24 protein-coding genes and 1 rRNA gene are annotated in these 22,615 nt (G+C 66.8%); 10 read left to right on the top strand and 15 right to left on the bottom strand.

Annotated elements, in window-relative coordinates; translation table 11 throughout:
* Window positions 1-143: 143 nt before the first annotated feature.
* Window positions 144-1,627 (bottom strand): 16S ribosomal RNA (locus WDN01_20610).
* A gap of 581 nt (window positions 1,628-2,208) precedes the next feature.
* On the opposite strand from WDN01_20610, the gene WDN01_20605 reads away from it, so the two are divergent.
* Window positions 2,209-2,487, top strand: a complete 279-nt coding sequence (locus tag WDN01_20605; protein ID MEJ0028436.1) for a hypothetical protein — start codon at window positions 2,209-2,211, stop codon at window positions 2,485-2,487.
* A gap of 179 nt (window positions 2,488-2,666) precedes the next feature.
* Here WDN01_20605 and WDN01_20600 read toward each other — a convergent pair whose 3' ends face one another.
* On the bottom strand, window positions 2,667-3,761 hold the full coding sequence (locus WDN01_20600) for an ISAs1 family transposase (GenBank protein MEJ0028435.1): 1,095 nt from the start codon (window positions 3,759-3,761) through the stop codon (window positions 2,667-2,669).
* A gap of 180 nt (window positions 3,762-3,941) precedes the next feature.
* Between WDN01_20600 and WDN01_20595 the strand changes: the two genes are divergently transcribed.
* Window positions 3,942-5,135: a serine hydrolase domain-containing protein gene (locus tag WDN01_20595; protein MEJ0028434.1), complete on the top strand. Its 1,194-nt coding sequence runs from the start codon at window positions 3,942-3,944 to the stop codon at window positions 5,133-5,135.
* Window positions 5,136-5,160: 25 nt separating this feature from the next.
* Here the strand turns inward: WDN01_20595 and WDN01_20590 are convergent, their stop codons facing one another.
* The 5 genes from WDN01_20590 to WDN01_20570 all read right to left on the bottom strand — a co-directional run bounded on the left by WDN01_20590 (window position 5,161) and on the right by WDN01_20570 (window position 7,954).
* A complete protein-coding gene (locus WDN01_20590; protein ID MEJ0028433.1) occupies window positions 5,161-5,544 on the bottom strand; it encodes a hypothetical protein in 384 nt (127 codons plus the stop codon).
* A 125-nt stretch (window positions 5,545-5,669) separates the two neighbouring features.
* Complete coding sequence (locus WDN01_20585; protein ID MEJ0028432.1) at window positions 5,670-6,377, bottom strand: PRC-barrel domain-containing protein; 708 nt, start codon at window positions 6,375-6,377, stop codon at window positions 5,670-5,672.
* A 78-nt stretch (window positions 6,378-6,455) separates the two neighbouring features.
* Window positions 6,456-6,770, bottom strand: coding sequence for a hypothetical protein (locus tag WDN01_20580; protein ID MEJ0028431.1), 315 nt, complete (start codon window positions 6,768-6,770; stop codon window positions 6,456-6,458).
* Between the two features lie 99 nt (window positions 6,771-6,869).
* Window positions 6,870-7,571: a class I SAM-dependent methyltransferase gene (locus WDN01_20575; GenBank protein ID MEJ0028430.1), complete on the bottom strand. Its 702-nt coding sequence runs from the start codon at window positions 7,569-7,571 to the stop codon at window positions 6,870-6,872.
* Complete coding sequence (locus tag WDN01_20570; protein MEJ0028429.1) at window positions 7,568-7,954, bottom strand: VOC family protein; 387 nt, start codon at window positions 7,952-7,954, stop codon at window positions 7,568-7,570. Before WDN01_20570 ends, WDN01_20575 begins: the two co-directional genes overlap by 4 nt.
* Window positions 7,955-8,179: 225 nt before the next feature.
* Between WDN01_20570 and WDN01_20565 the strand changes: the two genes are divergently transcribed.
* A complete protein-coding gene (locus WDN01_20565) occupies window positions 8,180-8,923 on the top strand; it encodes a helix-turn-helix transcriptional regulator (GenBank protein ID MEJ0028428.1) in 744 nt (247 codons plus the stop codon).
* On the opposite strand, the gene WDN01_20560 is transcribed toward WDN01_20565, so the two are convergent.
* The gene (locus WDN01_20560; GenBank protein MEJ0028427.1) at window positions 8,910-9,341 is read right to left on the bottom strand and encodes a CBS domain-containing protein; all 432 of its coding nucleotides are present in this window, start codon (window positions 9,339-9,341) and stop codon (window positions 8,910-8,912) included. The genes WDN01_20565 and WDN01_20560 overlap by 14 nt on opposite strands.
* Before the next feature lie 499 nt (window positions 9,342-9,840).
* Here WDN01_20560 and WDN01_20555 point away from each other — a divergent pair, with 499 nt between their 5' ends.
* Together WDN01_20555 and WDN01_20550 are read left to right on the top strand one after the other, a co-directional pair.
* Complete coding sequence (locus WDN01_20555) at window positions 9,841-10,704, top strand: universal stress protein (protein ID MEJ0028426.1); 864 nt, start codon at window positions 9,841-9,843, stop codon at window positions 10,702-10,704.
* Between the two features lie 17 nt (window positions 10,705-10,721).
* A complete protein-coding gene (locus WDN01_20550; GenBank protein ID MEJ0028425.1) occupies window positions 10,722-11,759 on the top strand; it encodes a zinc-dependent alcohol dehydrogenase family protein in 1,038 nt (345 codons plus the stop codon).
* A gap of 117 nt (window positions 11,760-11,876) precedes the next feature.
* Here WDN01_20550 and WDN01_20545 read toward each other — a convergent pair whose 3' ends face one another.
* A complete protein-coding gene (locus WDN01_20545) occupies window positions 11,877-12,692 on the bottom strand; it encodes an LD-carboxypeptidase (GenBank protein ID MEJ0028424.1) in 816 nt (271 codons plus the stop codon).
* Window positions 12,693-12,740: 48 nt separating this feature from the next.
* Here WDN01_20545 and WDN01_20540 point away from each other — a divergent pair, with 48 nt between their 5' ends.
* On the top strand, window positions 12,741-14,150 hold the full coding sequence (locus tag WDN01_20540; GenBank protein ID MEJ0028423.1) for a Mur ligase family protein: 1,410 nt from the start codon (window positions 12,741-12,743) through the stop codon (window positions 14,148-14,150).
* Window positions 14,147-15,565 (top strand): MFS transporter, encoded by a 1,419-nt coding sequence (locus WDN01_20535; GenBank protein MEJ0028422.1) that lies wholly within the window; start codon window positions 14,147-14,149, stop codon window positions 15,563-15,565. The genes WDN01_20540 and WDN01_20535 overlap by 4 nt, the downstream gene beginning before the upstream one ends.
* 142 nt (window positions 15,566-15,707) lie before the next feature.
* Here WDN01_20535 and WDN01_20530 read toward each other — a convergent pair whose 3' ends face one another.
* Complete coding sequence (locus tag WDN01_20530; GenBank protein MEJ0028421.1) at window positions 15,708-16,379, bottom strand: hypothetical protein; 672 nt, start codon at window positions 16,377-16,379, stop codon at window positions 15,708-15,710.
* A gap of 82 nt (window positions 16,380-16,461) precedes the next feature.
* Here WDN01_20530 and WDN01_20525 point away from each other — a divergent pair, with 82 nt between their 5' ends.
* Entirely contained in the window at window positions 16,462-17,205 is a 744-nt protein-coding gene (locus WDN01_20525) for an SDR family oxidoreductase (protein ID MEJ0028420.1), read from the top strand.
* Between the two features lie 32 nt (window positions 17,206-17,237).
* Here the strand turns inward: WDN01_20525 and WDN01_20520 are convergent, their stop codons facing one another.
* Window positions 17,238-17,480: a GIY-YIG nuclease family protein gene (locus WDN01_20520; protein MEJ0028419.1), complete on the bottom strand. Its 243-nt coding sequence runs from the start codon at window positions 17,478-17,480 to the stop codon at window positions 17,238-17,240.
* Window positions 17,481-17,599: 119 nt separating this feature from the next.
* On the bottom strand, window positions 17,600-18,607 hold the full coding sequence (dusB, locus tag WDN01_20515; GenBank protein MEJ0028418.1) for a tRNA dihydrouridine synthase DusB: 1,008 nt from the start codon (window positions 18,605-18,607) through the stop codon (window positions 17,600-17,602).
* Window positions 18,608-18,671: 64 nt separating this feature from the next.
* Here dusB and WDN01_20510 point away from each other — a divergent pair, with 64 nt between their 5' ends.
* Window positions 18,672-19,085, top strand: coding sequence for a response regulator transcription factor (locus tag WDN01_20510; GenBank protein MEJ0028417.1), 414 nt, complete (start codon window positions 18,672-18,674; stop codon window positions 19,083-19,085).
* A gap of 163 nt (window positions 19,086-19,248) precedes the next feature.
* Entirely contained in the window at window positions 19,249-19,779 is a 531-nt protein-coding gene (locus tag WDN01_20505; GenBank protein MEJ0028416.1) for a DUF4199 domain-containing protein, read from the top strand.
* 51 nt (window positions 19,780-19,830) lie between these two features.
* On the opposite strand, the gene WDN01_20500 is transcribed toward WDN01_20505, so the two are convergent.
* The 3 genes from WDN01_20500 to WDN01_20490 form a co-directional block, all read right to left on the bottom strand.
* Window positions 19,831-20,322, bottom strand: a complete 492-nt coding sequence (locus WDN01_20500) for an FKBP-type peptidyl-prolyl cis-trans isomerase (protein ID MEJ0028415.1) — start codon at window positions 20,320-20,322, stop codon at window positions 19,831-19,833.
* A 60-nt stretch (window positions 20,323-20,382) separates the two neighbouring features.
* Window positions 20,383-21,135: a YdcF family protein gene (locus WDN01_20495; protein ID MEJ0028414.1), complete on the bottom strand. Its 753-nt coding sequence runs from the start codon at window positions 21,133-21,135 to the stop codon at window positions 20,383-20,385.
* A gap of 70 nt (window positions 21,136-21,205) precedes the next feature.
* Window positions 21,206-22,441: an acyl-CoA dehydrogenase family protein gene (locus WDN01_20490; protein ID MEJ0028413.1), complete on the bottom strand. Its 1,236-nt coding sequence runs from the start codon at window positions 22,439-22,441 to the stop codon at window positions 21,206-21,208.
* Window positions 22,442-22,615 lie beyond the last annotated feature (174 nt).

Below are 22,615 nucleotides of genomic sequence, written 5' to 3'. Positions count from 1 at the left end.
GAGGTCCAACTCGCACGCGCGACGGAAAGGAAGGGAAACGAAGGCGGCGGCAAGGCACGCCATTGTTGTCTTAGTACCGATGTCTGGGATTCCTCGTGAGAGTCGAGCCTGAGGCTCATTCATCCGAAGACTTCGATCCTTAGAAAGGAGGTGATCCAGCCGCAGGTTCCCCTACGGCTACCTTGTTACGACTTCGGCCCAGTCGCTGATCCTACCGTGGCCGGCTGCCTCCCTTGCGGGTTAGCGCACCGTCTTCGGGTAAAACCAACTCCCATGCCGTGACGGGCGGTGTGTACAAGGCCCGGGAACGTATTCACCGCAGCCTGCTGTTCTGCGATTACTAGCGATTCCACCTTCATGTACTCGAGTTGCAGAGTACAATCTGAACTGGGACGGTTTTTTGGGATTAGCCGCTCCTCGCGAAGTAGCTGCCCACTGTCACCGCCATTGTAGCACGTGTGTAGCCCAGGGTGTAAGGGCCATGAGGACTTGACGTCATCCCCACCTTCCTCCGGCTTGTCGCCGGCGGTCCCTCTAGAGTGCCCAACTTAATGATGGCAACTAAAGGCGAGGGTTGCGCTCGTTGCGGGACTTAACCCAACATCTCACGACACGAGCTGACGACAGCCATGCAGCACCTGTCTCTGAGTCCCTTGCGGGAAAACCCCTGTTAAGAGGCGGTCTCAGGATGTCAAACCCTGGTAAGGTTCTGCGCGTTGCGTCGAATTAAACCACATGCTCCACCGCTTGTGCGGGCCCCCGTCAATTCCTTTGAGTTTCAACCTTGCGGCCGTACTCCCCAGGCGGATTGCTTAATGCGTTAGCTGCGCCACTGAACAGCAAGCTGCCCAACGGCTAGCAATCATCGTTTACGGCGTGGACTACCAGGGTATCTAATCCTGTTTGATCCCCACGCTGTCGTGCATGAGCGTCAGAAACGAGCCAGTGAGCCGCCTTCGCCACCGGTGTTCTTCCCAATATCTACGAATTTCACCTCTACACTGGGAATTCCACTCACCTCTCTCGTCCTCGAGCTTCACAGTTTCAATGGCAGTTCCGGAGTTGAGCTCCGGGCTTTCACCACTGACTTGAGAAACCGCCTGCGCACGCTTTACGCCCAGTAATTCCGAACAACGCTAGCCCCCTTCGTATTACCGCGGCTGCTGGCACGAAGTTAGCCGGAGCTTATTCTCCCGGTACAGTCATTATCTTCCCGGGTAAAAGAGCTTTACAACCCGAAGGCCTTCATCACTCACGCGGCATGGCTGGATCAGGGTTTCCCCCATTGTCCAAGATTCCCAACTGCTGCCTCCCGTAGGAGTCTGGGCCGTGTCTCAGTCCCAGTGTGGCTGATCTTCCTCTCAGAACAGCTATCGATCGTCGCCTTGGTGAGCCGTTACCCCACCAACTAGCTAATCGAACGCGGGCTAATCCTTCGGCGATAAATCTTTCTCCGCAAGGACGTATACGGTATTAGCTGCAGTTTCCCGCAGTTGTTCCGTACCGAAAGGTATATTCCCACGTGTTACGCACCCGTCCGCCGGTGTGTATTGCTACACCCCTAGACTTGCATGTTTGAGGCCTGCCGCCAGCGTTCGTTCTGAGCCAGGATCAAACTCTCAAGTTATGATCCTGAACTCTCGCTGACTCATTGTTGCGTCATTCGCAAAACTGATTGACTAGGGTTTGGTCGCCTCGGTCCCGTCACAGGTCCGAGACAACCGAACATATTCAACTTTGTCTTGCTGAAGAACGCGAGCATCGAGAGCTCGATTAGTTAGCTTCGAGATACAAGATCTCGAAGCGTGGCTGGCCGAGCCGCCGCCCACGTTCCCCTTCCTTAAATCACAATGTCAAACAGCGCCGCCGAACGGCATTTGACTGTCTTTCGACAAATCAGTGTCTTCCGGCAGAAGTCCGCCGACCGCAGAGCTCATCGCCTGCGTTCGGCGTGGGCGCGGTGTATAGGCGGGGGGCTTTGCCCTGTCAAACAGTAAAACGCCGAAAAGAAACGATTTTTTTGGGCGCCTGTGGATAGCTCCGCCGGCGCTTTTGTGCAGCGCGGAATCGTGCGAGCGGCGGCGCGCGCGCCGCCACATCATATAGGGGTCGCAGGGTTCGGCGTAACTTTATGTCGAAATTTACCACGCGGTCCGGCGCGAGGCCGGGTGCTATATCTGCGCCGCGGTTCCGGCGAAGGACGAGGACATGGCTGGGAGAAGGGGCGAATCCGTGGACCGGCGCGCGCTGATGGCGCTGGCGGCGGGCCTGGCCGGCGGCGCATCGGCGGCGAACGCGGCGGCGGGCGGCACGCGGGTGATCGTCGATCTCGGCGGCGTTTCGCTGACCGACGAGATCGCCGACGCGATGGAACTGCAGATCCGGCGCGCGGTGCTGATGGCGGTGGCCAGGGCGATGCCGCGTACCAAATTCAAGAGCCTGCCGCTGCCCAAGGGCGCGCGCGGGATCGTGCTGGCACGGGCGTGAGCGGCCGCCAATCCGCATACGGAGTTATCCGATCGTTTCCTCCCCCGCTGTTGCGGGGCAGGTGCCGAGCGCAGCGGCGCGTAGCGACAGCGTGCGCGCGAGGGGGCCTGCGCGGGGCGGCCCCCCTCCGTCACGCCTTCGCTGCGCTGCGGCGTGCCACCTCCCCCGCGACGGCAGGGCTATCGCATATGTCTGATGAGGTCGAAGAGGAAGTTGTCGTCCCATCCTGCGCGGAGGATTTTGCGGCGCAGGGAAGTCTTTGTATTGGGATGTGCTCTTGCGATGTTGAGTGCGGTTCGTCTGAGGACGGCGAGGTTTTGCGGCGCGTTGTCTTTTCGGCTGCGCGCCAGATCCTCGTCGAGGACGACGTCGAGGGCCCAGTGGAGCTGGTTTTCGATACCCCAATGGGCCCGCACGATGCGCAGCAGTTCGGCACCGGTGCAGGAGCGCGACAGCAGGAAGTAGCGCTCGACGGGCTTGTCCGTGCCGCGGCGGCAGACGATCCTGGCCACCGCCTTCAAGCCCGGGAAGGCGTGCTTGTCGGCCATGCCTGGGGCCGAGGTGACCAGGGCGGCGCGGCTTTCGGTGCGGCCGTGATGGCCGTCCCGGCTCCTGGCCGGTTCGGTGTCCTTGGGCAGCACCGCCAGGGCTGCCTTGGCATCGGCCAACAATCCCGGCTGGTTGTCCTTGACCGCCAGCACATAGTCGCCGCCGCGGTTCACGATCGTCCGGGCCATCTTGCGATGGCAGTGCAGCGCGTCGGCGGTGACGATGCAGCCCTTCAGCGCCACCAGTTCGAGCAGCTTCAGCGCCGTGCCGGCCTCGTCGTTGTCCGGCGCCAGCATGTTGGCCAGGGCCATGCGGGTCTGGGCGCCCCATGCCGTCACCATCAGCCGCGGCATGTGGCTTTGGCCCGCCTCGTAGGCGCGGCGCAGCGACTTGCCGTCCACCGCCACGACGCCCTTGGTCTTGCCCAGCTTCGCCGCCGCCCCAAAGGCCGCCATGAACGTCCGGAAGGCCGCCTCGAACGCCTGCGGATCGAGCATCCGGAACACCCGGCTGAAGGTGTCGTGGCTCGGAATGCCATGCTCCAGCACCAGGATTTGCCGAAGAAGCGGTTCCTTCGACAGTCCGAACTCTTCCATGTCGCTGCACGACGTGGCCCCGCACAGCGTCCCAACCAGGGCGATGAAAAGGACTTCCACAAGATCGTGGCGCGCATTGTCCGCGCGCGGATCGGGCAAGTCCCCAAATACCTCGTGGAAGCTGTCCATTCCCGTCTCCTGAAGAATCAGAAGACACCTTCAGAAGCCACAAAGACCAAGCCCGCAACCGCCAAAATCCCATATGCGATTCCCCTGCCCGCGACGGCGGGGGAGGAAAGAGGCGGTGCGTGACTGGATTCGTTCGGCGATTCTCCCCACACTTTTTCAAGGAACAACGAAGGGAATCGCATGTCGGGCATCGGCGGAACGGTCGAAAAAGGCTTCGAGAAAATCCGCGAGGCCTTCGCGGAAGGCCAGGCGGCGGATGAAGGCGGGGCGCAGCTCTGCGTCTATCGCCACGGCCGGAAGGTCGTCGACCTGTGGACCGGACGCGATACGGTCAAGGACCGTCCGTATACGGATCGGACCGTCGCCGTGACGATGTCGGTGAGCAAGGGCGCGGTGGCGACCATGGCGCATATGCTGAGCGAGCGCGGGCTGCTCGATCCGGACGCGCCGGTGACGCGCTATTGGCCGGAATTCGGGCAGAACGGCAAGGAGGCCGCGACGGTGGCGGACCTCCTCACCCATCGCGTCGGGCTGACGAGCTTCGAGCCGGCGAGCGGCGTGGGGCCGCGCGAATTGCCCGATTGGGAGAAGTGCACCGCGGCGCTGGCGGCGATGGCGCCGCTGTGGCCGCCGGGCACGGCCTATATGTACCACGCGGTGACCTATGGCTATCTGGTCGGCGAGGTGATCCGGCGCGTGTCGGGCAAGACGCCGGGACGCTTCCTGGCGGAGGAGATCGCGGCGCCGCTCGGACTGGATCTGTGGATCGGGCTGCCGGAGCGCGAGGAAAACCGCGTGGCGCCCTATTTCTCGCGCCGGCCGGGGCTGACGCTGGAGCAGTGGACGATGCTGCTCCAGGGCTTCGGCATCGATGCGCAAAGCCGCCTGGCGCAAGCCATGCTGCATGCGGTGATCGGCACCGGCGAAGCCATCGCGCTGATCAATTCGCGCGAGGGCCATGCGGCGGAGATCCCGGCGGCGAACATGATCGGCAATGCTGCCTCGCTGGCGCGGATGTATGCGGCAACGATCGGCGAAGTCGACGGCGTGCGGCTGCTGCAGCCGCAGACGGTGGCGCGCGCGATGGCGCCGCAGACCGAGGGCCTGACGGCGCCGGGCGATTTCGCGAAGCTGCCGAACCCTTCTCCGCTGCGCTACGGCCTGGGCTATCAGCTGACGCGCTCGGCGGCGCCGATGCTGGGCGAGGGCTCGTTCGGCCATGACGGCGCCGGCGGGCGGATCGGCTTCGCGCATCCCGAGTCGGGCATCGCGGTGGGCTATGTCTGCAACAACATGCTGTGGGACGGATTGCGCGGGCCGGACGACCGCTGGGTGCCGTGGACGGCGGCGCTCCGGGAAGCGGTGGGGATGTGAGAGCCCCCGCCCGCGGGAGAGGACATCAGCGCGAAGCGACGGTCATGGCGGGGGCGTGGACGTCGTGCGCGACGATGGAGTCGCGGGCCCGGCTGTAGACCAGGTCACTCTGGTCGATCCAAAGATGCGTCGACGGCATGCCGTCCAGCGCGACGCGGACGCGGGTGGCGTGGCCGGCCGCATCGGTCGACACCGCGACGACGCGGCCGAAGGACTGTCCCGAAACGAAGCGGGCCGATACGCCGTTGAGCAGGCGCGCCGGATCGCCGATCGCGGAAATCGGCGTGACCGGAGTTTCCTCGGCGACCTGGGCCGGGATCGAGTGCGCGTCGTTGCTCGCAAGACCGGCGGTGGCGCCGCCCGCGAGGACGGCGGCGATGCAGGCGACGGCGAATTTCGAAACGGCCATGACACGCGCCCTGAGCAAGAAAGACCTACGTAGACAGAACGTCCACGAAGGCCCGATCGTTGCGCGGCATTAACGGCGCCGGCAGAAATCGGGCCCTTTGTGGCGTTTGCGCAACGGCGCGCTGCCTAGAAGCGCGGCACATGACCCATGCGGTCGACCTCGCGACGGCTCAGATCGGTGTAGACCACGCGGGCCACCGGATCGAAGCGCAGGTCGTCGGCATCGATCCAGACGGCGCCCCTGCCCGTCGAGACCGCGACGCGCTCGATGCGGCCGAAGCGGTCGGCGTCGACGTCGCGGACGCGGCCGATACGGTCGCCGCCGCGGGCGCTGACCCGCACGCCCCGGAGCTCGCCGGCGCGCATGCGGTCGACATTGCGGAAGCCACGGAAGCCGTAGAACGCGTCCCAGCGATGGCCGAAATCGCCGCGGTCGGCACGATAGCGGGCGCGGTCGCGGTCATAGGCGGCGCGCTGGGCGTCGTAATTGCGCATCTGACGGTCGTATTCGGCCTTCTTGTTCGCGTAGTCCGCGGCGTCGGCCGCGGGCGGCGTCGGCGGCGTCCGTGCGTCCGCCGCGGCATCGGTGTTGAGCTGGTTGGTCTGCTCCCGCTCCTGCGGCGTCGGATTGGTGTTGTAGATGCTGCGTCCCGCGGCGTCGGTCGGCCCCGGCTGCGTCGTCGGTCCCGCCGCGGCGGGATCGCTGTTGGAGCGGTTGACGTGCGTCCGCCCTTGCGGCGTCGCATTCGGATTGTCGGTGCTTTGCTGCGCGACGGCGGGCGCGGCGGCAAACAGCAGGGCGGCAACGGCGGCAGTTCCTAGCAGGCGAGTCATGGGCGCTCCTCGATTTCGTTCAATCGAGGATACAACGTCCCCGTAGAGCACCCCGTTCCGGGAACATGCCGCCGCCGGTCAAGGAACCGGAGGACATTGCGGCGACGGGAGGGTCTGCGGCGAGCCGGCCGGCGGCGGCAGGGGCTGCTGCGGACAGGCGGAAGGCTGCGGCTGCGGACCCGGCGCCGCCGTACCGGCGGGCGGGACAGCGGCGGACGGCGCGACCGCGCCGGCGGCGTTCGGCAGCGTGTTCGAGCCTTCGGGCGTACGGTTGGCGTTGGGAATCGTGCCCTGATTCGACTGTTCCGGCGTCCGGTTGGCGTTCGGCATCGTCTGGGGCGAGGCGGCGGACACCGCGAAGGCGAACATGGCAGCGGCGAGGATGATCTTCATGGTTCGTCTCCAGCCCCCGTGGAGACAGAACGCCCTTGGGCGAGCGGGTGTTCCGATGCCGGCGCGCCCGCGATGTCGCAAAGCGTCGCCGCGCGCCGGTTATCCCTTCACGCTCATTTCGAGGCCGCCGTCGAAGGGAAGCGTGAGCGTGGTGAAGCCGTTGGCCGCGAGACCTGCGAAATAATCGGCATATTGGCGGCGATAGGTATCGGTGTTGTCGGCGACCGCGATGGCGCCGGGCCGCATATGCGGCGCGATCAAGGCGAGCGCGGGCGCGGCCAGTTCCGTCCAGATGTCGCAGAGCAGGAAATCGATCGGACCTTCGAGGTCTTTCAGCGTCTCGCGCAAATCGCCTTCGCGCAGGTCGACGAATGCCGAGAGGCCCGCGGCGGCGAAATTGGCGCGCGCGGCCTTGGCTTTCGCCGGTTCGTATTCGGTGGCGATCACCGTGCCGCCGGCGTTATTCGATGGCCCATCGCTTCGCGGCATGAGGCCGGCGGTGTCCCGAACGGCCGCGGCGAGATAGAGCGTCGAGACGCCGTAGGAGGTGCCCGCCTCCACCACGCGGCGGGCGCGCAGCGCGCGGCACAGCGCGTAGCAGAACTCGGCCTTGTCCTTCTCCAGCGCCACCATCTTGTCGGCGAAGAAGCGGTCGGTCTCGGCGTCGAAGCGGTCCCAGCTCAGCGTGCCGTCCTTGGCGCGGCGCTCGAAATAGGCGCGCATGGCGCCGGACTGGCCGTCGCTCTCTTCGTGCAGGGCGGCGAGCAGTGCCTCCAGCCCGGGATCGTTCAGCACGCTCATGCCGGGCTCCGCCGCGCCTCATAGGCGGCGTCGTATTTCATCGCGCCCACGCGGTTGCCTTCGGTGTCGTCGAAATAGATCAGCTCGCCCACCGTCTCGATGCGCATCCTGGGCATGGTGATCGTGCCGCCGGCGGCGGTCACCTTGCGGGCGATGTCGTCGACGTCGTCGACGCCGACCGTGATCTCGAAGGCGCGGTAGCCGGTGCCGGTGAGCTTCTCCTGCCGCGTGTGCAGCGAACCTTCGAGGCCGGCGCCGCGGATCAGGAAGAAGCCGGGCGGGCCCCAATCCTCGAACGTCCAGCCGAACACGGCTTCGTAGAAGGCGCGGGCGCGGACGTCGTCGTCGACCATGATGGAGAAGAATTTCACGTGGTTGGGCATCGGAGACCTCCTTTTCCTTCCTCCCCCGCTGTTGCGGGGGAGGTGCCGAGCGAAGCGAGGCGGAGGGGGCAGGACGGGGCGGGCCCCCTCCGCTTCGTTCGCTGCGCTCACTCAGCACCTCGCAAACGCGGGGGAGGAAAGCGACTGTGCAGACCTTTCCCCAAATTCGCAGAGGCGCGCTACAGCACTCCTGACAGGAAGTGTCGGAAATGCGACATTGGCGGCATGCGATACGCGCTGCGCAGCGTCGGGCTGACCTATGGCGACGGGCATGTGCTCGAGCCGCATTCCCATGGCTGGGGCCAGGTGATCTTCGCCAGCAGCGGCACGATGCGGGTCGATGCCGACGCCGCGCTGTGGCTGGTGCCGCCGGGCCGCGCGCTGTGGGCGCCGCCCGACGTGGTGCATGCGATCGAAATGCGCGGCACGGTGGCGATGCGCACGATCTATGTGCCGCCGGAGCGCGCCGGGGCGCTGCCGCCGCAATGCGCGGCGCTGGAGATCGACGCGCTGCTGCGCGCGCTGATCCTGCACATCGTGGGGAACGGCATGCTGATCGAAGGCGCGGATGCGGACGAGCGGCTGGCCGGCGTGTTCCTCGACCGGCTCAAGCAGGCGCAGAGCCTGGTGCTGCATCTGCCGATGCCGCGCGACGCCCGCGCGCGGTCTCTCGCCGAGGCGCTGTGGGCCGATCCGGCGGACGGGCGCACGCTGCCCGCGCTGGCGCGGCGGGTGCGCCTCAGCGCCCGCACGGTGCAGCGGATCTTCCAGGACGAGACGGCGATGCGCTTCGTCGAATGGCGCCAGCGGCTGCGCCTGATCCACGCGATCACAGCGCTGTCGGGCGGGGCCAACGTGACGGAGGCCGGCGCGGCGGCGGGCTATGCCAGCACCAGCGCCTTCATCGCCGCCTTCCGCCAGCAGATGGGCGAGACGCCGTCGCGCTATGCGCGCCTCAGGCCGCGGTGATGTATTCGCGCAGCGAGGTCGCTTCCTGGACCGTTTCCTCGATCCGGGTCTTCACCACGTCGCCGATCGAGACGATGCCGGCGACCATGCCGTTGTCCAGCACGGGCACGTGGCGGAAACGGCCGATCGTCATCATCTCCATGATGTCCTGGACCGTGTCGGTCTCGGTGCAGGTGGCCACGGCGCGCGTCATGTACATGCTGACGGGGCGGGCGAGCGCGGCGACGCTGCCGTCGGCGACGGCGCGCACCACGTCGCGCTCCGACAGGATGCCGGCGAGCGAGCCGCTCCCATCGCGCACGACGACCGCGCCGATGCGCTTGCGCGCCAGAAGCCGCGCGGCTTCGGACAATGTGGCATCGGCGGAAATGGCGACGACCTCGCGGCCCTTGTCGCCGAGGATGTGTTTGACCAGCATTCGCGTGCTCCTCCTTGCGGTGTTGCCGACCGATCGAGGATCCGCCTCATCTCTTTTATCCGCGGAGCCGCGAGGCTCCTTGGACGGACGTCCGGCGGGCTTGCAGCCCGATGGATCAGCCCCCGCTGTGGATGAATGCTGCGCCCGATTACTTCGCCTTACAAGGGAAACAATCCGTTCACGGTAAATTCGCAAGATTCGAACCGAGCGGTTGCAGCAAAGACGGAATTTCACGCGGAGCCGCGGAGACCGCGGAGTCCTCCCCCTATCTCCGAGCGAGTTTTCTGTGCACCGGAGTCGTTGGAGAACGCTGCGAAGGCAGCCTTCGCTGGATGCCCGCCTGCGCGGGCATGACAGACCTGCGACGGGCGGCAGAGAAAACGCGATGACGGCGGCGCAGCATCACCCTCACCCTGCCTCTTCCCCTGCGGGGGAGAGGGATGTTGCTGATACCGATCAAGATGTCGGTCGGCGCGGTGCGCGAAGATCGTTCGAACTCATGGGAGCATCGACGATGTTCGCGAGCGTGCTGGCGCCGAGCCTGACCTCGGTTTGCAACGAAGCGGCGATGGAACTGGCCTGCCGGGTGGCGGGGCCGGGACAGGTCGCGTTCCTCCATGTCCATCCCGATGCGCGGGAACTGGCGCGCTATACGTCTTCGCTCGATCTCGAATCCGCGATGTTCAGCAACCAGATCTGGGAGGCGATGACCCAGGGCGACAAGAGCTGCGCCGCGCGCTCGCGCCGCATCTTCGATGCGTTCTGCGCCGGCGGACAGCTCGGCACCGCCTCGGCCGTGTTCCTCGAACGCGACGGCAACAATCGCGACGTCACGGTCGACGAGGCGCGCTATCACGACCTGGTCGTGATGGGACGCCCGGCCGGGCCCGACGACCTGACGACGGACGGCACGTCGGACGTGCTGCTCGATAGCGGACGGCCGCTGCTGCTGGCGCCGTCCGCGCCTTGCGCAAATCCGCTCACGACGGTGGCGATCGCGTGGAAGCCAAGCGCGCCGTCGGCGCGGGCGGTGGCCGCGGCGATGCCGCTGCTCGCAAAGGCGGAGAAGGTCCATATCCTCGGCATCGTCGAGGACCGTCCGGATGAGGAGGACGTGCTTGCCTCGGTCGAGAAGCTGGCGGCGCATCTGCGCAGGCATGGGATCAGGTCCGAGGCCGGTCATGTCCGCGCCGGCGACCGAAATGCCGCGGAGGTCCTGCTCGACACGGCGGATCGGACGCTGAAGGCCGGCGTTCTGGTGATGGGCGGCTATGGACATAGCCGGGCGCGCGAATTCGTTTTCGGCGGCGTCACGCGCCGGGTGCTGCACGACGCGCCGCTGCCGATATTCCTGAGCCACTGAACACGCGGAGTCGAACGATGAAAGCCTTGGTCTATGGCGGTCCCGGACAAAAGTCGGTGGAGGAGCGGCCCACGCCGCGCATCGCGGCGCCGAGCGACGCCATCGTGAAGGTCACGAAAACCACGATCTGCGGCACCGACCTGCATATCCTTAAAGGCGACGTCGCGACCTGCGCGCCGGGACGCATCCTGGGCCATGAGGGCGTCGGGATCGTCGAGAGCGTGGGCGGCGCCGTCACCGCGTTCAAGAAGGGCGATCATGTGCTGATCTCCTGCATCTCGGCCTGCGGCAAGTGCGAGTATTGCCGGCGCGGCATGTATTCGCATTGCACGACCGGCGGCTGGATCCTGGGCAACACGATCGACGGAACGCAGGCGGAATATGTCCGCACGCCGCATGCCGACACCAGCCTCTACCGCATCCCGCCGGGCGCCGACGAGGAGGCCCTCGTCATGCTGAGCGACATCCTGCCGACCGGGTTCGAATGCGGCGTCTTGAACGGCAAGGTCAAGCCGGGCGACACCGTCGCCATCGTGGGCGCCGGCCCGATCGGGCTCGCGACGCTTCTGACGGCGCAGTTCTATTCGCCGGCCGAGATCATCCTGATCGACCTGGACGAGAACCGGCTGGCGGTCGCCAGGCGCTTCGGCGCGACCAGGACGGTCAAGGCGGCGGCGGAGGAGGCGACGGCGGCGGTGATGAAGCTGACCGACGGACGCGGCGTCGACGTCGCCATCGAGGCGGTCGGCGTGCCGGCGACGTTCGAGCTGTGCGCCCAGATCGTCGGGCCGGGCGGCACCATCGCCAATATCGGCGTGCATGGAAAGAAGGTGGACCTGCACCTGGAGACGCTGTGGTCGCAGAACATCGCGATCACCACGCGGCTGGTCGACACGGTGTCGACGCCGATGCTGCTGAAGACGGTGCAGGGCGGCAAGATCGACGCGACCAAGCTCATCACGCACCGCTTCGCGTTCGCGGATATCCTGAAAGCCTATGACACGTTCAGCCGCGCGGCGGAGACCCAGGCGCTGAAGGTCGTGATCGCGACGTAAGCAGCATCTCGCGGAATCAATCCGCGTTGTCATTCCCGCGAAGGCGGGAATCCAGGCTTGCCGCCCCGTCGCTGGATGCCCGCCTTCGCGGGCATGACAGTTTTCGTTTGCGCTCCCTCACACCCCGAACGGGACGACCTTGTTCGCGGCGTCGTGGCCGATGTCGGCTTCTCCGAGATAGGGAATGCCCGAAATCGCGCACCAGTGGCGCGCGATCTCGTCCGGCGTCCGGCCGAAGGGCGGGTCGTTGTCGGGAATATCGCTGACGCGGCCAAGCCTGATGCCGGCGCATTTGCGGATACCGTCGTTCGCCGTCACATGGAACATCAGGCGGTCGATGGCATAGAGGTGCTCCGACACCTCCTCCAGCATCACGACATGGCCCGTCAGGTCCGGTATCAGGGGCGTGCCGATCAGCATGGCGAGGATGGTGAGGTTGAACGCAACCGCCGGTGCCTTGCCGTCGAGGCTGGGTTCGAGTCCCGCTTTGTCGCCGTCCGCGAGATAGCCGAGCGCGCGCAGAACCGCCGCCTCGCCGCCGGCGCGGCGGATGTCGTGCGGGATCGGGCCGTGCGCCACGCGGTAGCCGGCGCGGTAAAGCCCGCCCAGCAGGAAGCCGCCGTCGCTATAGCCGAGATAGGTCTTGTCGCGGGCCGCGGGCCTCAGGCCTTCCAGCACCGCATCGGCGATGCGGCCCGAGCCGTAGCCGCCGCGCGCGAACCAGACGGCGGCGACGCTTTCGTCGTTCGCGACATCGAGGAAGGCCCGGGCGCGCGCCGCGTCGCTGCCGGCGAAGTGACCCTCCGTCAAGAAACACTGCGGATGGAAGGCGAGTTCGACGCGCGGGCCAAAGGTCGCGGCGGCCAACGCCGTCACGCGCTCGGCGGTCTCGGGATGCAGCCGCGACGCCGGCGCGACGATGCCGATCTTCATCCTTGTCCCTCGCTTGTCACGCCGGTGTCCGGCTTATAGCGTCCGGCGATGGCACCCTCCAGACCTTACTTCTTCTGCGGCATCGGCGGCAGCGGGATGCTTCCGCTGGCGCTGATCGTGAAAGCGCATGGCCACGCCGTCGCGGGCTCGGACCGCGCCCTCGACCAGGGACGGCTGGCGGAAAAGTTCGACTATCTGCGCCGCGCCGGCATCGAACTTTTCCCGCAGGACGGCAGCGGCGTGACGAGCCCGGAGGCCATCGTCGTGACCTCGGCGGCAGTCGAAGGCAATATTCCGGACGTGCAGGCGGCGCGGCGCATCGGCGCGACGCTGATGCTGCGGGCCGAGCTTCTGTCGCAGCTTTTCAACGAAGCGCCCAACGCCATCGGCGTCGCGGGCACCAGCGGCAAATCGACCACCACGGGGATGATCGGCTGGATCCTGTCCGCTTGCGGCCTCGATCCGACGGTGATGAACGGCGCGGTGATGCTCAATTTCGCCAGCGAGGACGCGCCCTTCGCGAGCGCGCTGGTCGGCAACAGCGATCTCTTCGTCAGCGAGGTCGACGAAAGCGACGGCTCCATCGCGCGCTACAGTCCGCGCGTCGCGGTGCTGAACAATGTCGCGCTCGACCACAAATCGATGGACGAATTGCGCGCCCTGTTCCGCGCCTTCGTCGCCAAGGCCGACCTCGCGGTGATGAACCTGGACAATGACGAGACCGCGACGCTGGCTTACGAGGTGCCGAAGGGCAAGCGGCTGACCTACAGCCTCTCCAATCCCAAGGCCGATCTTTTGGCCGAGGACATCGAGCCCTTGCGGGACGGGATCGCCTTCCGGGTGAGCGAGCGCAACGGCGACGCGCCGGTGACGCTGCGCCTTGCCGTGCCGGGGCGGCACAATGTGTCGAACGCCCTGGCGGCGATCGGCGCGGCGCGGGCGGCGGGCGTGGCGCTGGAAGAGGCGGCCAAGGCGCTGGAGCGCTTCAGGGGCATCCGGCGGCGGCTGGAGATCGTGGGCGAGGCCGGCGGCGTCACCGTGTACGACGATTTCGCGCACAACCCGGACAAGATCGCCGCGACGCTGGCGACGCTGCACGACTTCCCGGGACGCCTGCTGGTGCTGTTCCAGCCGCATGGCTTCGGGCCCTTGAAGCTGATGAAGGACCAGTTCATCGATTGTTTCGCGCGCAATCTGGCGGCAGCGGACGCGCTCGTCATGCCCGAGCCGGTCTATTTCGGCGGCACGGTCGACCGCAGCGTGTCGTCCGTCGACATCGTGCGCGGCGTTGAAGCGGGCGGGCGCGCCGCCTATGTCTTCCCCGACCGCGAGGCGTGCGGCGCCAAGCTCCTGGAGCTGGCGCGCGAAGGCGACCGCATCGTGGTGATGGGGGCGCGCGACGACACGCTGTCGCAATTCGCGGCCACACTGATCGAGGCGAGGCGGGCGGGATCATGAGCGGAGCGTCGGATCAAAGGCTTTCGCTCCGGCGCATCATCGTCTTTTCGCTGTCCAACCTGCCGATCGCCGCCATGGGCGTGGTGCCGTTCGTCTATCTGCCGCCTTATCTGTCGGGCCATCTCGGCCTTTCGCTCGCCCTGATCGGCGGCGTGTGGTTCACGGTGCGCGCCGTCGATCTCTTCATCGATCCGGTGCTCGCCTATTTCATGGACCGCACCGTCACGCGCTTGGGCCGCTACCGGGTGTGGATGGCCGCCGGCGTGCCGCTGTTCATGCTGGCGACCTACAAGCTGTTCCTGGCGCCGCCCGGCATCGGCGGCACGTACCTCTTCTTCTGGCTGTTCGCGTTCTATTTCGCCAATTCGGTCCTCTACCTCGCCCTATGGGCGTGGAGCGCAACCCTGGCCACGCAGTATGACGAGCGCTCGCGCGTGTTCGGCGTCGGCGCGGCGGTCGGCGTGGTGGCGGTCGTCGCCTCCCTGCTCATCCCGGTGTTCGCGCCGCTCGCCGGGATGTCGAGCGTCGAGGGCGTGCAGGCGATGGGCTGGGCGATCGTCGTCATGACGCCGGTCGGCGTCGGCCTGGCGGTATGGCGCACGCCGGAGCGCATCAACAAAAGCGCGGCGGAGCACTTCGCGGCCCGGGACTATTGGGAGATCGTCTCCAAGCCGGAAGTGATCCGCCTCTTCTTCTCCCAGGTCGCGCTGACGCTCGGGCCCGGCTGGATGAGCGCGATGTATCTGTTCTATTTCCACGACGTGAAGGGCTTCAGCCAGCAGCAGGCGACGATCCTGCTGCTCGTCTACATCCTGATCGGCATCGTCGGCGCGCCCCTGACCGCGCGGCTCTCGGCGCGGATCGGCAAGCATCGCACCCTGATCGCGACCACGGCGGCGTTCTCGCTCGCGCTGCTGACCGTTCCCCTGGTGCCCTATGGCAGCGTGCTGGGCGGCGTGCCGGTGATGGCGTGGTGCGGCTTCATGGCGGCGGGATTCGGCCTCACCATCAACGCGATGATGGCCGATGTCGGCGACGAGATCAGGCTGAGCCAAGGCCGCGAGCGCATGGGCCTGCTCTATTCGGTGCTCAGCATCGCCGGCAAGCTCACCGCCGCCTTCGCCATCGGGCTCAGCCTGCCGCTTCTGGAATATTTCGGCTATGTCGCCAGGGAGGGCGCGCACAACACGCCGTCGTCGATCCTGGCGCTGCAATGGCTGTTCATCACGGGGCCGATCCTGTTCGTGATGCTGGGCGGGGTGTGCGTGTGGGGCTGGCGGCTGGATGCGGCGAAGCACGCGGATATCCGGGCGCAGCTCGATGCGCGGGACGCGGCGCTGCTGGCGGAAGCGGCGCAGGCGAGCGCGGCACCGCCGCCTCTGGTGCTGGTGGCGGAGACAGAACAGGCGAACTGAGAAACGACGCGACCCTTGCGATAATTCCAGTCTTTCATTCCCGCGCAGGCGGGAATCCAGTCTTGGCGGATTGCCCAGTCTCCTGGATGCCCGTCCGTACGCTGTCGCTACGGACCGCGGGCATGACAATGCTTTTCTACTTCTAAGGCCGCGCGTCGTTCGCCGCTTTCGCGGCGTCGTTCTCCGGCTCGGCGTTGAAGCCCGATTGCGTGATCACGATCCTGTACACCGCGCCGTCGGCCAGCGGCATGTAGTTCGCGTCGCCGAATTTGCGGTCCTCCGTATAGAACTGCGTCAGCAGCCAGTTGCGCCACGCGTCCGGCACGTAGGAATTCACCACCGGCTTGCCGCGCAGGTCGCAGGAGGTGATCGGCTTGCCGTTGCCGCGCTCCGCCGTGAAATACTTGTTCGAGACCTGGTCGAGCGTATAGGTCGCGTCGAGGCCGAGCACGTTCGCCCACGCCTTCCATTTCTGCACCCGCCCGCCGATCAGCCATTCGTCGCCCTGCAGCTTGCAGGGCTGGTCGGGGATCGCGCCGTCGAGACGGTGCACCGTGACAAGGTAGAGATCGTGCGACGGATCGAGCGCCTTGACGCGCACCTCGGCCACCGGCCCCTCATGCGTCAGACGCGTGAAGAGCTGCATGTTGAGGCCGACCAGGCTGAGCGCCAGGCCGATGGCCGCCGCGGTCGTGCCGCCGACCATGCGCCGCCCGGCGCGGCCGTGCTCGCCCTGGAAGATGTTCCCGATGCCGCTGACCACGAAGAGCACGCCGAACGCGGCCACGGCCACCGGCGCCAACCACCACAACATTCCCAAGGCTGCTCTCCCACGAAGCGACGCCCCACTCTAGCGAAGTTTGTGTCAAAATCCCGGTTCGGCACAGGGGAGTTCCATGGAGAAGATCGCCTTGGTTACCGGCGCGGGGAGCGGCATCGGCCGCGCCGTGGCGGTCGCGCTCGCCAAAGACGGCTATGCCGTGGTGCTGGCGGGGCGGCGGGAGGAGGCTTTGGCCGGAACCGCCGCGCTGGGTTCCGGCACGACGATGGTGCCGGTGCCGACCGATGTCGCGAAGCCGGGCGAGGTGGCGGCGCTGTTCGCGCTGGTGAAGGGCCGTTTCGGGCGGCTCGACCTTCTGTTCAACAATGCCGGCACCGGCGCGCCGCCCGTGCCGATGGAGGACCTGACGCTGGCTGAGTGGCAGGCGGTCGTGGACGTCAATCTGACCGGGCCGTTCCTGTGCACCCAGGCCGCGATGCGGCTGATGAAGGAACAGGTGCCGCGCGGCGGGCGGATCATCAACAACGGCTCGATCTCGGCGCACGCGCCCAGGCCGAACTCGGCGCCCTATACCGCGACCAAGCACGCGATCACGGGATTGACCAAGGCTGTGGCGCTGGACGGGCGGGCGTTCGACATCGCCTGCGGCCAGATCGATATCGGCAATGCCGAGACGCCGATGACGGCGCGGATGCGCAAAGGTGTGGTGCAGCCGGATGGAACGGTGAAGGCCGAGGCGACGATGGACGTCGAGGCGGTGGCGAAGGCGGTGCTCTACATGGCGAGCCTGCCGCTGGACGCCAATGTGCTGAGCATGACCGTGATGGCGACGAAGATGCCGTTCGTGGGACGGGGGTAGCGATGCCCTACCCTCCCCTTGAGGGAGGGTAGCTATCGCTGGCGCAGCAGCGCGCGGAATTGGCGGTCGCGTTTCAGGAAGACTTCGCGGCGCATGGCGCCGTTCCGCGTGCGGTGGCGCTCGGCATAAATCAGCGTCCATTTGCCGCCGCGCGTGAATTTCGCGCCGCTGCCGCCATTGTGCTGCTCCAGACGCCGGTCGAGGTCGAGCGTCCAGCCGACATAGGTCCGCCTGGGGCGCGAGCGGCTGATGAGGACGTAGACGAAGGCGGGCATGCGGGGCTGCTTCGCGGGAATCGCTTCCAGAGTGTCATTCCCGCGCAGGCGGGAATCCAGAGCAGGCGGCGGCGCACTTGCGGCGCTGGATGCCCGCCTGCGCGGGCATGACAACTTTGTCAAGCGGCGAGCGCCAAGCGGGCCGGATGCCAGAGTGCGGCCAGCGCTTCTTCCACCGCGCGCGGATCGGTCAGGCGGCAGAGGCGCGATTTGGTTTCGCGGCGGGACTCGGGCGATGCGGGCACGCCGGCGGTTTCGATGTACCAGGCGAGATGCTTGCGGAAGATCTTCAGGCCCAGCCGGTCGCCGTAGAAGCGCAGCGATTCACGGAAGTGCCCGAGCACGATGGCGAGGCGTTCGTCCTGCGCCGGCTCGATCGCGTCGCCGCCGTTCCGCAGGGCGCGGTCGATCGCGGACGCGATCCACGGGCGGCCATAGGCGCCGCGGCCGATCATCACCGCATCGGCACCCGATTGCGCCAGGGCTTCGCGGGCGCTCGGTGCATCGACGATGTCGCCATTGACGATGACGGGGATGTTCACGGCCGCCTTCACCGCGGCGACCGCACGCCAGTCGGCCGTGCCGCCGTAGAATTGCTGCCGCGTGCGGCCGTGCACGGTGACGGCGCGGATGCCGAGCGCCTGCGCCCGGGCGGCAAGCTCGGGCGCGTTCTTCGAGGCGTCGTCCCAGCCGAGCCGCATCTTCAGCGTCACGGGGCGCGACGTCGCGTCCACCGTCGCGGCGATCAGGCGCTCGGCGAGACCCAGATCGCGCATCAGCGCCGAGCCGGAGAGGCCGCCGGTCACTTCCTTGGCCGGGCAGCCCATGTTGATGTCGATGAGGTCGGCGCCGGCGGCCTCGGCCATCCGGGCGCCCCGCGCCATCCATTCGGCGCGGCGGCCGACGAGCTGGATCACGGTCAGCGGCAAGCCGTCGCCGACCGCGGCGCGGCGCACCACGTCGGGGCGGCCGGCGGCGAACAGCTCGCAGGCCACCATCTCGGTCGCGACGTAAGCGGCACCCAGCGCCGAGGCGGCGCGGCGGAACGGCAGGTCCGACACCCCGGTCATCGGCGCGGTCAGGACGCGGCCGCCGATGGGGATGCCGCCGATGGTGAAGCCGGTCATGACGCGGTTCTAACAGAGCGCGGGCGGTCTGGCGAAGGCCGGGCGTTGTTGGCAAGCTTCGGCCATGTGGAAGGGCGTTCTTCTCTATGCAGGCCTCCTGGCCGGCGGCGCGTTCGCGCTGCAATGGCTGCAATACGAATATGTGACGCGGATGTTCGCCACCGAGATCTATATCGGGCTGATCGCGCTCGGCTTCGCGGGGCTGGGCGTGTGGGCCGGATACCGGCTGACGCCGCGCGGGGCGGCGGAGGCGTTCGAGCGCAACGCGGCGGCGCTCCGGTCGCTCGGGGTCACGGAACGCGAGGTCGCGGTGCTCGACCTGCTGGCCGCCGGGCAGTCGAACAAGGAGATCGCGCGCAGCCTGGGCGTGTCGCCCAATACGGTGAAGTCGCACATCCTGCACCTGTTCGAGAAGCTGGAGGTCCAGCGCCGGACCCAGGCGGTGCGCAAGGCGCGGGAGCTGCGGCTGGTGCGGTAGCTTCCCATCTTCATCCCGGCTCGCGCTCGCTCCGCTCGCTTGGCCGGGATGACAGCTTGTATAAAATCGGCCGATTTCCGCCATTTCACCCTTTTAGGCGATACCGGGAGGGCGCGGGGCGCGGCTAGGGTCGGATCGTCGTTCGGGCACATAGGGGATCGTCATGCTCAGGATTTCGCTTATTTTCGGCGCGATTGCCGGCTTCATCGTCATCGGCGTCCTGATCGCCGGACTGACCGTCCTGCGCGGTCAACATTTCCTGACCACGGAATGGTTCGGCTATCTCACCATGATCGTCGCGCTGTCGATGATCTTCCTAGGCATCAAGCGGCATCGCGACGAGGCGCTGGGCGGGGTCATCAAATTCCTGCCGGCCTTCGCCCTCGGACTGGGGATCGCGGTGGTCGCGGGCGTCGTCTATGTCGCGGCGTGGGAGGTCTATCTCGCCGCCACCGGCTATCATTTCATGGATGCCTATGTCGCCGGCATCATCGCCTCCAAGAAGGCCCATGGCGTGAGCGGCGCGGCCCTGGCGGCGCAGGTCGCCGAGCTGGACGCGATGAAGGCGCAATACGCCAATCCGCTGTACCGCCTGCCGATGACCTTCCTGGAGATCTTCCCGGTCGGGCTGATCATCGCGCTGATCTCCGCCGTCGTGCTGCGCAATCCGCGGGTGCTGCCGGCCCGGGCGTGAGGCCGGGCGGTCGCGGGACGGCATGACGAAAACGAAAGCCGGCGAGGCGGGTTATTCCCGCGGGGCGGGCTGCACGGCGATGAGCTGCATGTTGAAGACAAGGGTCTGGTTCGGTCCGATGTCGGCGCCGGCGCCCTCCGCGCCATAGCCGAGATCGGCGGGGATCACGATCTGCCATTCGTCGCCGACATGCATCAGCTTGAGCGCCTCCACCCAGCCGGGGATGAGCTGGCCCGCCGGGAAGCTGGCGGTCTGGCCGTGCTGGGTGCGGTCGAAGACATGGCCGTCGATCGTCCAGCCCTTATAGGTCACGGTCACGACATCGGTCGGGCTCGTCACCTGTTTGCCGTGGCCGGCGGTGATGACGCGGTATTGCAGCCCGTCGGGCAGAGTCTTGACGTCCTTGCGCGCACCGTTGTCGGCGAGGAATTTGGCGTTCGATTCCGGCGTCAGATCGTATTGCGGCGCCCCCGCCTTGTCGCCGCAGCCGGCGAGCAGGATGAAGCCGAGCACGAACGGCGCGCAGATCGTGGCAAGACGCATGGCAGAGCGGTCCTTCGTGAAGCGGCGGGACCATATCAGAAATCCCGGGCGCGCCAGCCCCTAGGCGCGGCCGGTCAGGCCGTAGACCGCCAGGCCGATCCATTCGTGGAGCGCCGTGCCGATATTCACCATCTCCCGCGACGGAAGACGGAAGCGAAGGCCGGCATTGTCCCCCGAGATGTAGTCGGACGGCCAGGGCACCATCTTCCAGCCGAGCCGCTTCGCGATCGCCATCGCGCGGGGCATGTGGATGGCGGAGGTCACCAGCATCCAGGTCTCGCCCGGCCTGGGGTGCACCAGCTTCATCGAATCGACGACGTTCTGGCCGGTGTCGCGCGAGGCCTGCTCGAAGCGCAGGCGTCCCGGCGCGACGCCCGCCGTCGCGGCGACGTCGCCGACCGTGGCACGCTCCGCCGCTTCGATCCGCGGGTTGTCGCTGGAGGCACCGGTATAGACGAGCGTCGCGGCGGGAAACCGCTTGGCGAGCTCCGCGCCGGCGAGAATCCGGAAGACGCTGGCATTGTGACCCTGCACGCCGCGGCTGGCGAACACGCGCCATTCCGACCCGCCGTCGAGGACGAGGATGCCGTCGACCCGCGCCGGCAGCGGCGGGCGGGGATATTGGTTTTCCAGCGGCCGCGCCAGCCAGCGGTCGACCGGGAGGAAGGCGAGGCAGAACAGAAGCGCGACCGCGGCGGCCAGCAGGCGCTGCTGCCAGACGCGGCCAAAGCGGCCGGCGACCAGGGCCGCCGCGAGCAGCAGGAATATCAGGACCACGGGATCGAAGAGATAAAACGTCAAGGAATGCAGCATGACGGTCCCCCGGAACGAAAACGGCGCGCCGAGCATAGCGCGCCGTTTGCCGTTCCGCTCGCGCGGCGGATCAGAGCAGGTCGCCGCCGGTCGCCGAGGCGGTGGTGCCGAACTGCTTATAGGCCTTGATGACGTTGCGGCCCGTGGTCCATTTGTGGACCTCGTCCGGGCCGTCGACCAGGCGCTGCGAGCGGATATGGGTGTACCAGCCGGCCAGGGGCGTATCCATCGAATAGCCCAGCGCGCCGTGGAGCTGGATCGCGGTGTCCACCACCTTGTGCACCATGTTGGCGAGATAGACCTTGGCGATGCCGTTCTCGTTCCTGAGGTCGAGACCCTTCTCGGCCTTGTAGGCGATGTGCAGGATCATCAGCCGCGCGATGTAGATCTGGCTGGCGCACTCGGCCAGCATGAACTGCACCGCCTGGCGCTCGTCGAGCTTCTTGCCGAAGGTCGTGCGGCTGGTGACGTGCTTGACCGCGAGGTCGAGGGCGCGCTGCGCCATCGAGACATTGTGCATGCCGTGCCGCAGCCGGCCGTAAGCCAGGCGATGCTGGCCCATGTTGAAGCCGTTGCCTTCGCCGCCGAGCAGATTTTCCGCCGGCACTTCGAGATCCTTGATCTCGATCTCCGAATGGCCGCCGCCGAGGATGTGGGAGAGCGGGCCCTCCGCCGCCATCGTCTTGATGTCGCGCTTGATCCTGTAGCCGGGGTTGGGGAGCTCGACGAGGAAGGTCGAGAATTGCTGGTGGCGCGGCGCGTCGGGATTGGTCTTGGCCATCACCAGCGCGATGTCGGCGACGGAGGCGGCGGAGGAAAACCATTTCTCGCCGTTCAGCACATAGGCGGAATTGCCCTTCTTCTCCGCCTTGGTCTGCATGCCGGTGGCGTCGGCGCCGGCCGCCTTCTCGGTCATCGAATAGCAGATGCGCTTTTCGCCGTTGAGCAGGGGTTTAAGGAATTTCTCCTTCTGGAATTCGGTGCCGTTCTGCAGGAGCGTCAGCATGGTCGCGTCGTCGGGACCTTGCGTGTTCATCGACAGGGCGCCGAGATAGCTCTCGCCCAATTCCATCTGCACCAGCGCATTGGCGAGCGGGCCGAGGCCCATGCCGCCATATTCCTTGGGGATGAAGGGGCACCACAGGCCCTGCTCGCGCGCCTTCTTGCGCAGGGCGCCGAGCGTGGTCTTGTAGTCGGCGCCGGCGAGCAGCTTTTCCTGCGCCGGGATGCATTCGTCATGCACCCATTGGCGGACCTTTTCGCGGATCGCCTTGGCTTCCGCGGGAATCTCGAAGTCGATGGCCATGTCTGTTCCTCTCCTGGGATGTCGGATGGGCGGACTGTACGGCGAAGTCCGCCCCACCGGCCATCGTGACCCTGAGGGAGCTTCGGGCGGTTTTCCGCGGCGGGTCGCACAACTGACAACTTGTCATTTCTTAGTCTGTGTGTCATGAGAGGCCAAAGCAGGGTGGAAAAGCGC

Origin of the sequence: Rhizomicrobium sp. (assembly GCA_037200985.1) — a bacterium.
Lineage (GTDB): Bacteria > Pseudomonadota > Alphaproteobacteria > Micropepsales > Micropepsaceae > Rhizomicrobium.
The sequence above is the reverse complement of the archived record's forward strand: the minus strand, read 5'-3'. Positions and strand labels throughout refer to the sequence as shown.

Coding starts and splice junctions, on each gene's coding strand:
- WDN01_20605 (MEJ0028436.1), top strand. CDS start 2,209: ATGGCTGGGAGAAGGGGCGAATCCGTGGACCGGCGCGCGCTGATGGCG.
- WDN01_20600 (MEJ0028435.1), bottom strand. CDS start 3,761: ATGGACAGCTTCCACGAGGTATTTGGGGACTTGCCCGATCCGCGCGCG.
- WDN01_20595 (MEJ0028434.1), top strand. CDS start 3,942: ATGTCGGGCATCGGCGGAACGGTCGAAAAAGGCTTCGAGAAAATCCGC.
- WDN01_20590 (MEJ0028433.1), bottom strand. CDS start 5,544: ATGGCCGTTTCGAAATTCGCCGTCGCCTGCATCGCCGCCGTCCTCGCG.
- WDN01_20585 (MEJ0028432.1), bottom strand. CDS start 6,377: ATGACTCGCCTGCTAGGAACTGCCGCCGTTGCCGCCCTGCTGTTTGCC.
- WDN01_20580 (MEJ0028431.1), bottom strand. CDS start 6,770: ATGAAGATCATCCTCGCCGCTGCCATGTTCGCCTTCGCGGTGTCCGCC.
- WDN01_20575 (MEJ0028430.1), bottom strand. CDS start 7,571: ATGAGCGTGCTGAACGATCCCGGGCTGGAGGCACTGCTCGCCGCCCTG.
- WDN01_20570 (MEJ0028429.1), bottom strand. CDS start 7,954: ATGCCCAACCACGTGAAATTCTTCTCCATCATGGTCGACGACGACGTC.
- WDN01_20565 (MEJ0028428.1), top strand. CDS start 8,180: ATGCGATACGCGCTGCGCAGCGTCGGGCTGACCTATGGCGACGGGCAT.
- WDN01_20560 (MEJ0028427.1), bottom strand. CDS start 9,341: ATGCTGGTCAAACACATCCTCGGCGACAAGGGCCGCGAGGTCGTCGCC.
- WDN01_20555 (MEJ0028426.1), top strand. CDS start 9,841: ATGGGAGCATCGACGATGTTCGCGAGCGTGCTGGCGCCGAGCCTGACC.
- WDN01_20550 (MEJ0028425.1), top strand. CDS start 10,722: ATGAAAGCCTTGGTCTATGGCGGTCCCGGACAAAAGTCGGTGGAGGAG.
- WDN01_20545 (MEJ0028424.1), bottom strand. CDS start 12,692: ATGAAGATCGGCATCGTCGCGCCGGCGTCGCGGCTGCATCCCGAGACC.
- WDN01_20540 (MEJ0028423.1), top strand. CDS start 12,741: ATGGCACCCTCCAGACCTTACTTCTTCTGCGGCATCGGCGGCAGCGGG.
- WDN01_20535 (MEJ0028422.1), top strand. CDS start 14,147: ATGAGCGGAGCGTCGGATCAAAGGCTTTCGCTCCGGCGCATCATCGTC.
- WDN01_20530 (MEJ0028421.1), bottom strand. CDS start 16,379: ATGTTGTGGTGGTTGGCGCCGGTGGCCGTGGCCGCGTTCGGCGTGCTC.
- WDN01_20525 (MEJ0028420.1), top strand. CDS start 16,462: ATGGAGAAGATCGCCTTGGTTACCGGCGCGGGGAGCGGCATCGGCCGC.
- WDN01_20520 (MEJ0028419.1), bottom strand. CDS start 17,480: ATGCCCGCCTTCGTCTACGTCCTCATCAGCCGCTCGCGCCCCAGGCGG.
- dusB (MEJ0028418.1), bottom strand. CDS start 18,607: ATGACCGGCTTCACCATCGGCGGCATCCCCATCGGCGGCCGCGTCCTG.
- WDN01_20510 (MEJ0028417.1), top strand. CDS start 18,672: ATGTGGAAGGGCGTTCTTCTCTATGCAGGCCTCCTGGCCGGCGGCGCG.
- WDN01_20505 (MEJ0028416.1), top strand. CDS start 19,249: ATGCTCAGGATTTCGCTTATTTTCGGCGCGATTGCCGGCTTCATCGTC.
- WDN01_20500 (MEJ0028415.1), bottom strand. CDS start 20,322: ATGCGTCTTGCCACGATCTGCGCGCCGTTCGTGCTCGGCTTCATCCTG.
- WDN01_20495 (MEJ0028414.1), bottom strand. CDS start 21,135: ATGCTGCATTCCTTGACGTTTTATCTCTTCGATCCCGTGGTCCTGATA.
- WDN01_20490 (MEJ0028413.1), bottom strand. CDS start 22,441: ATGGCCATCGACTTCGAGATTCCCGCGGAAGCCAAGGCGATCCGCGAA.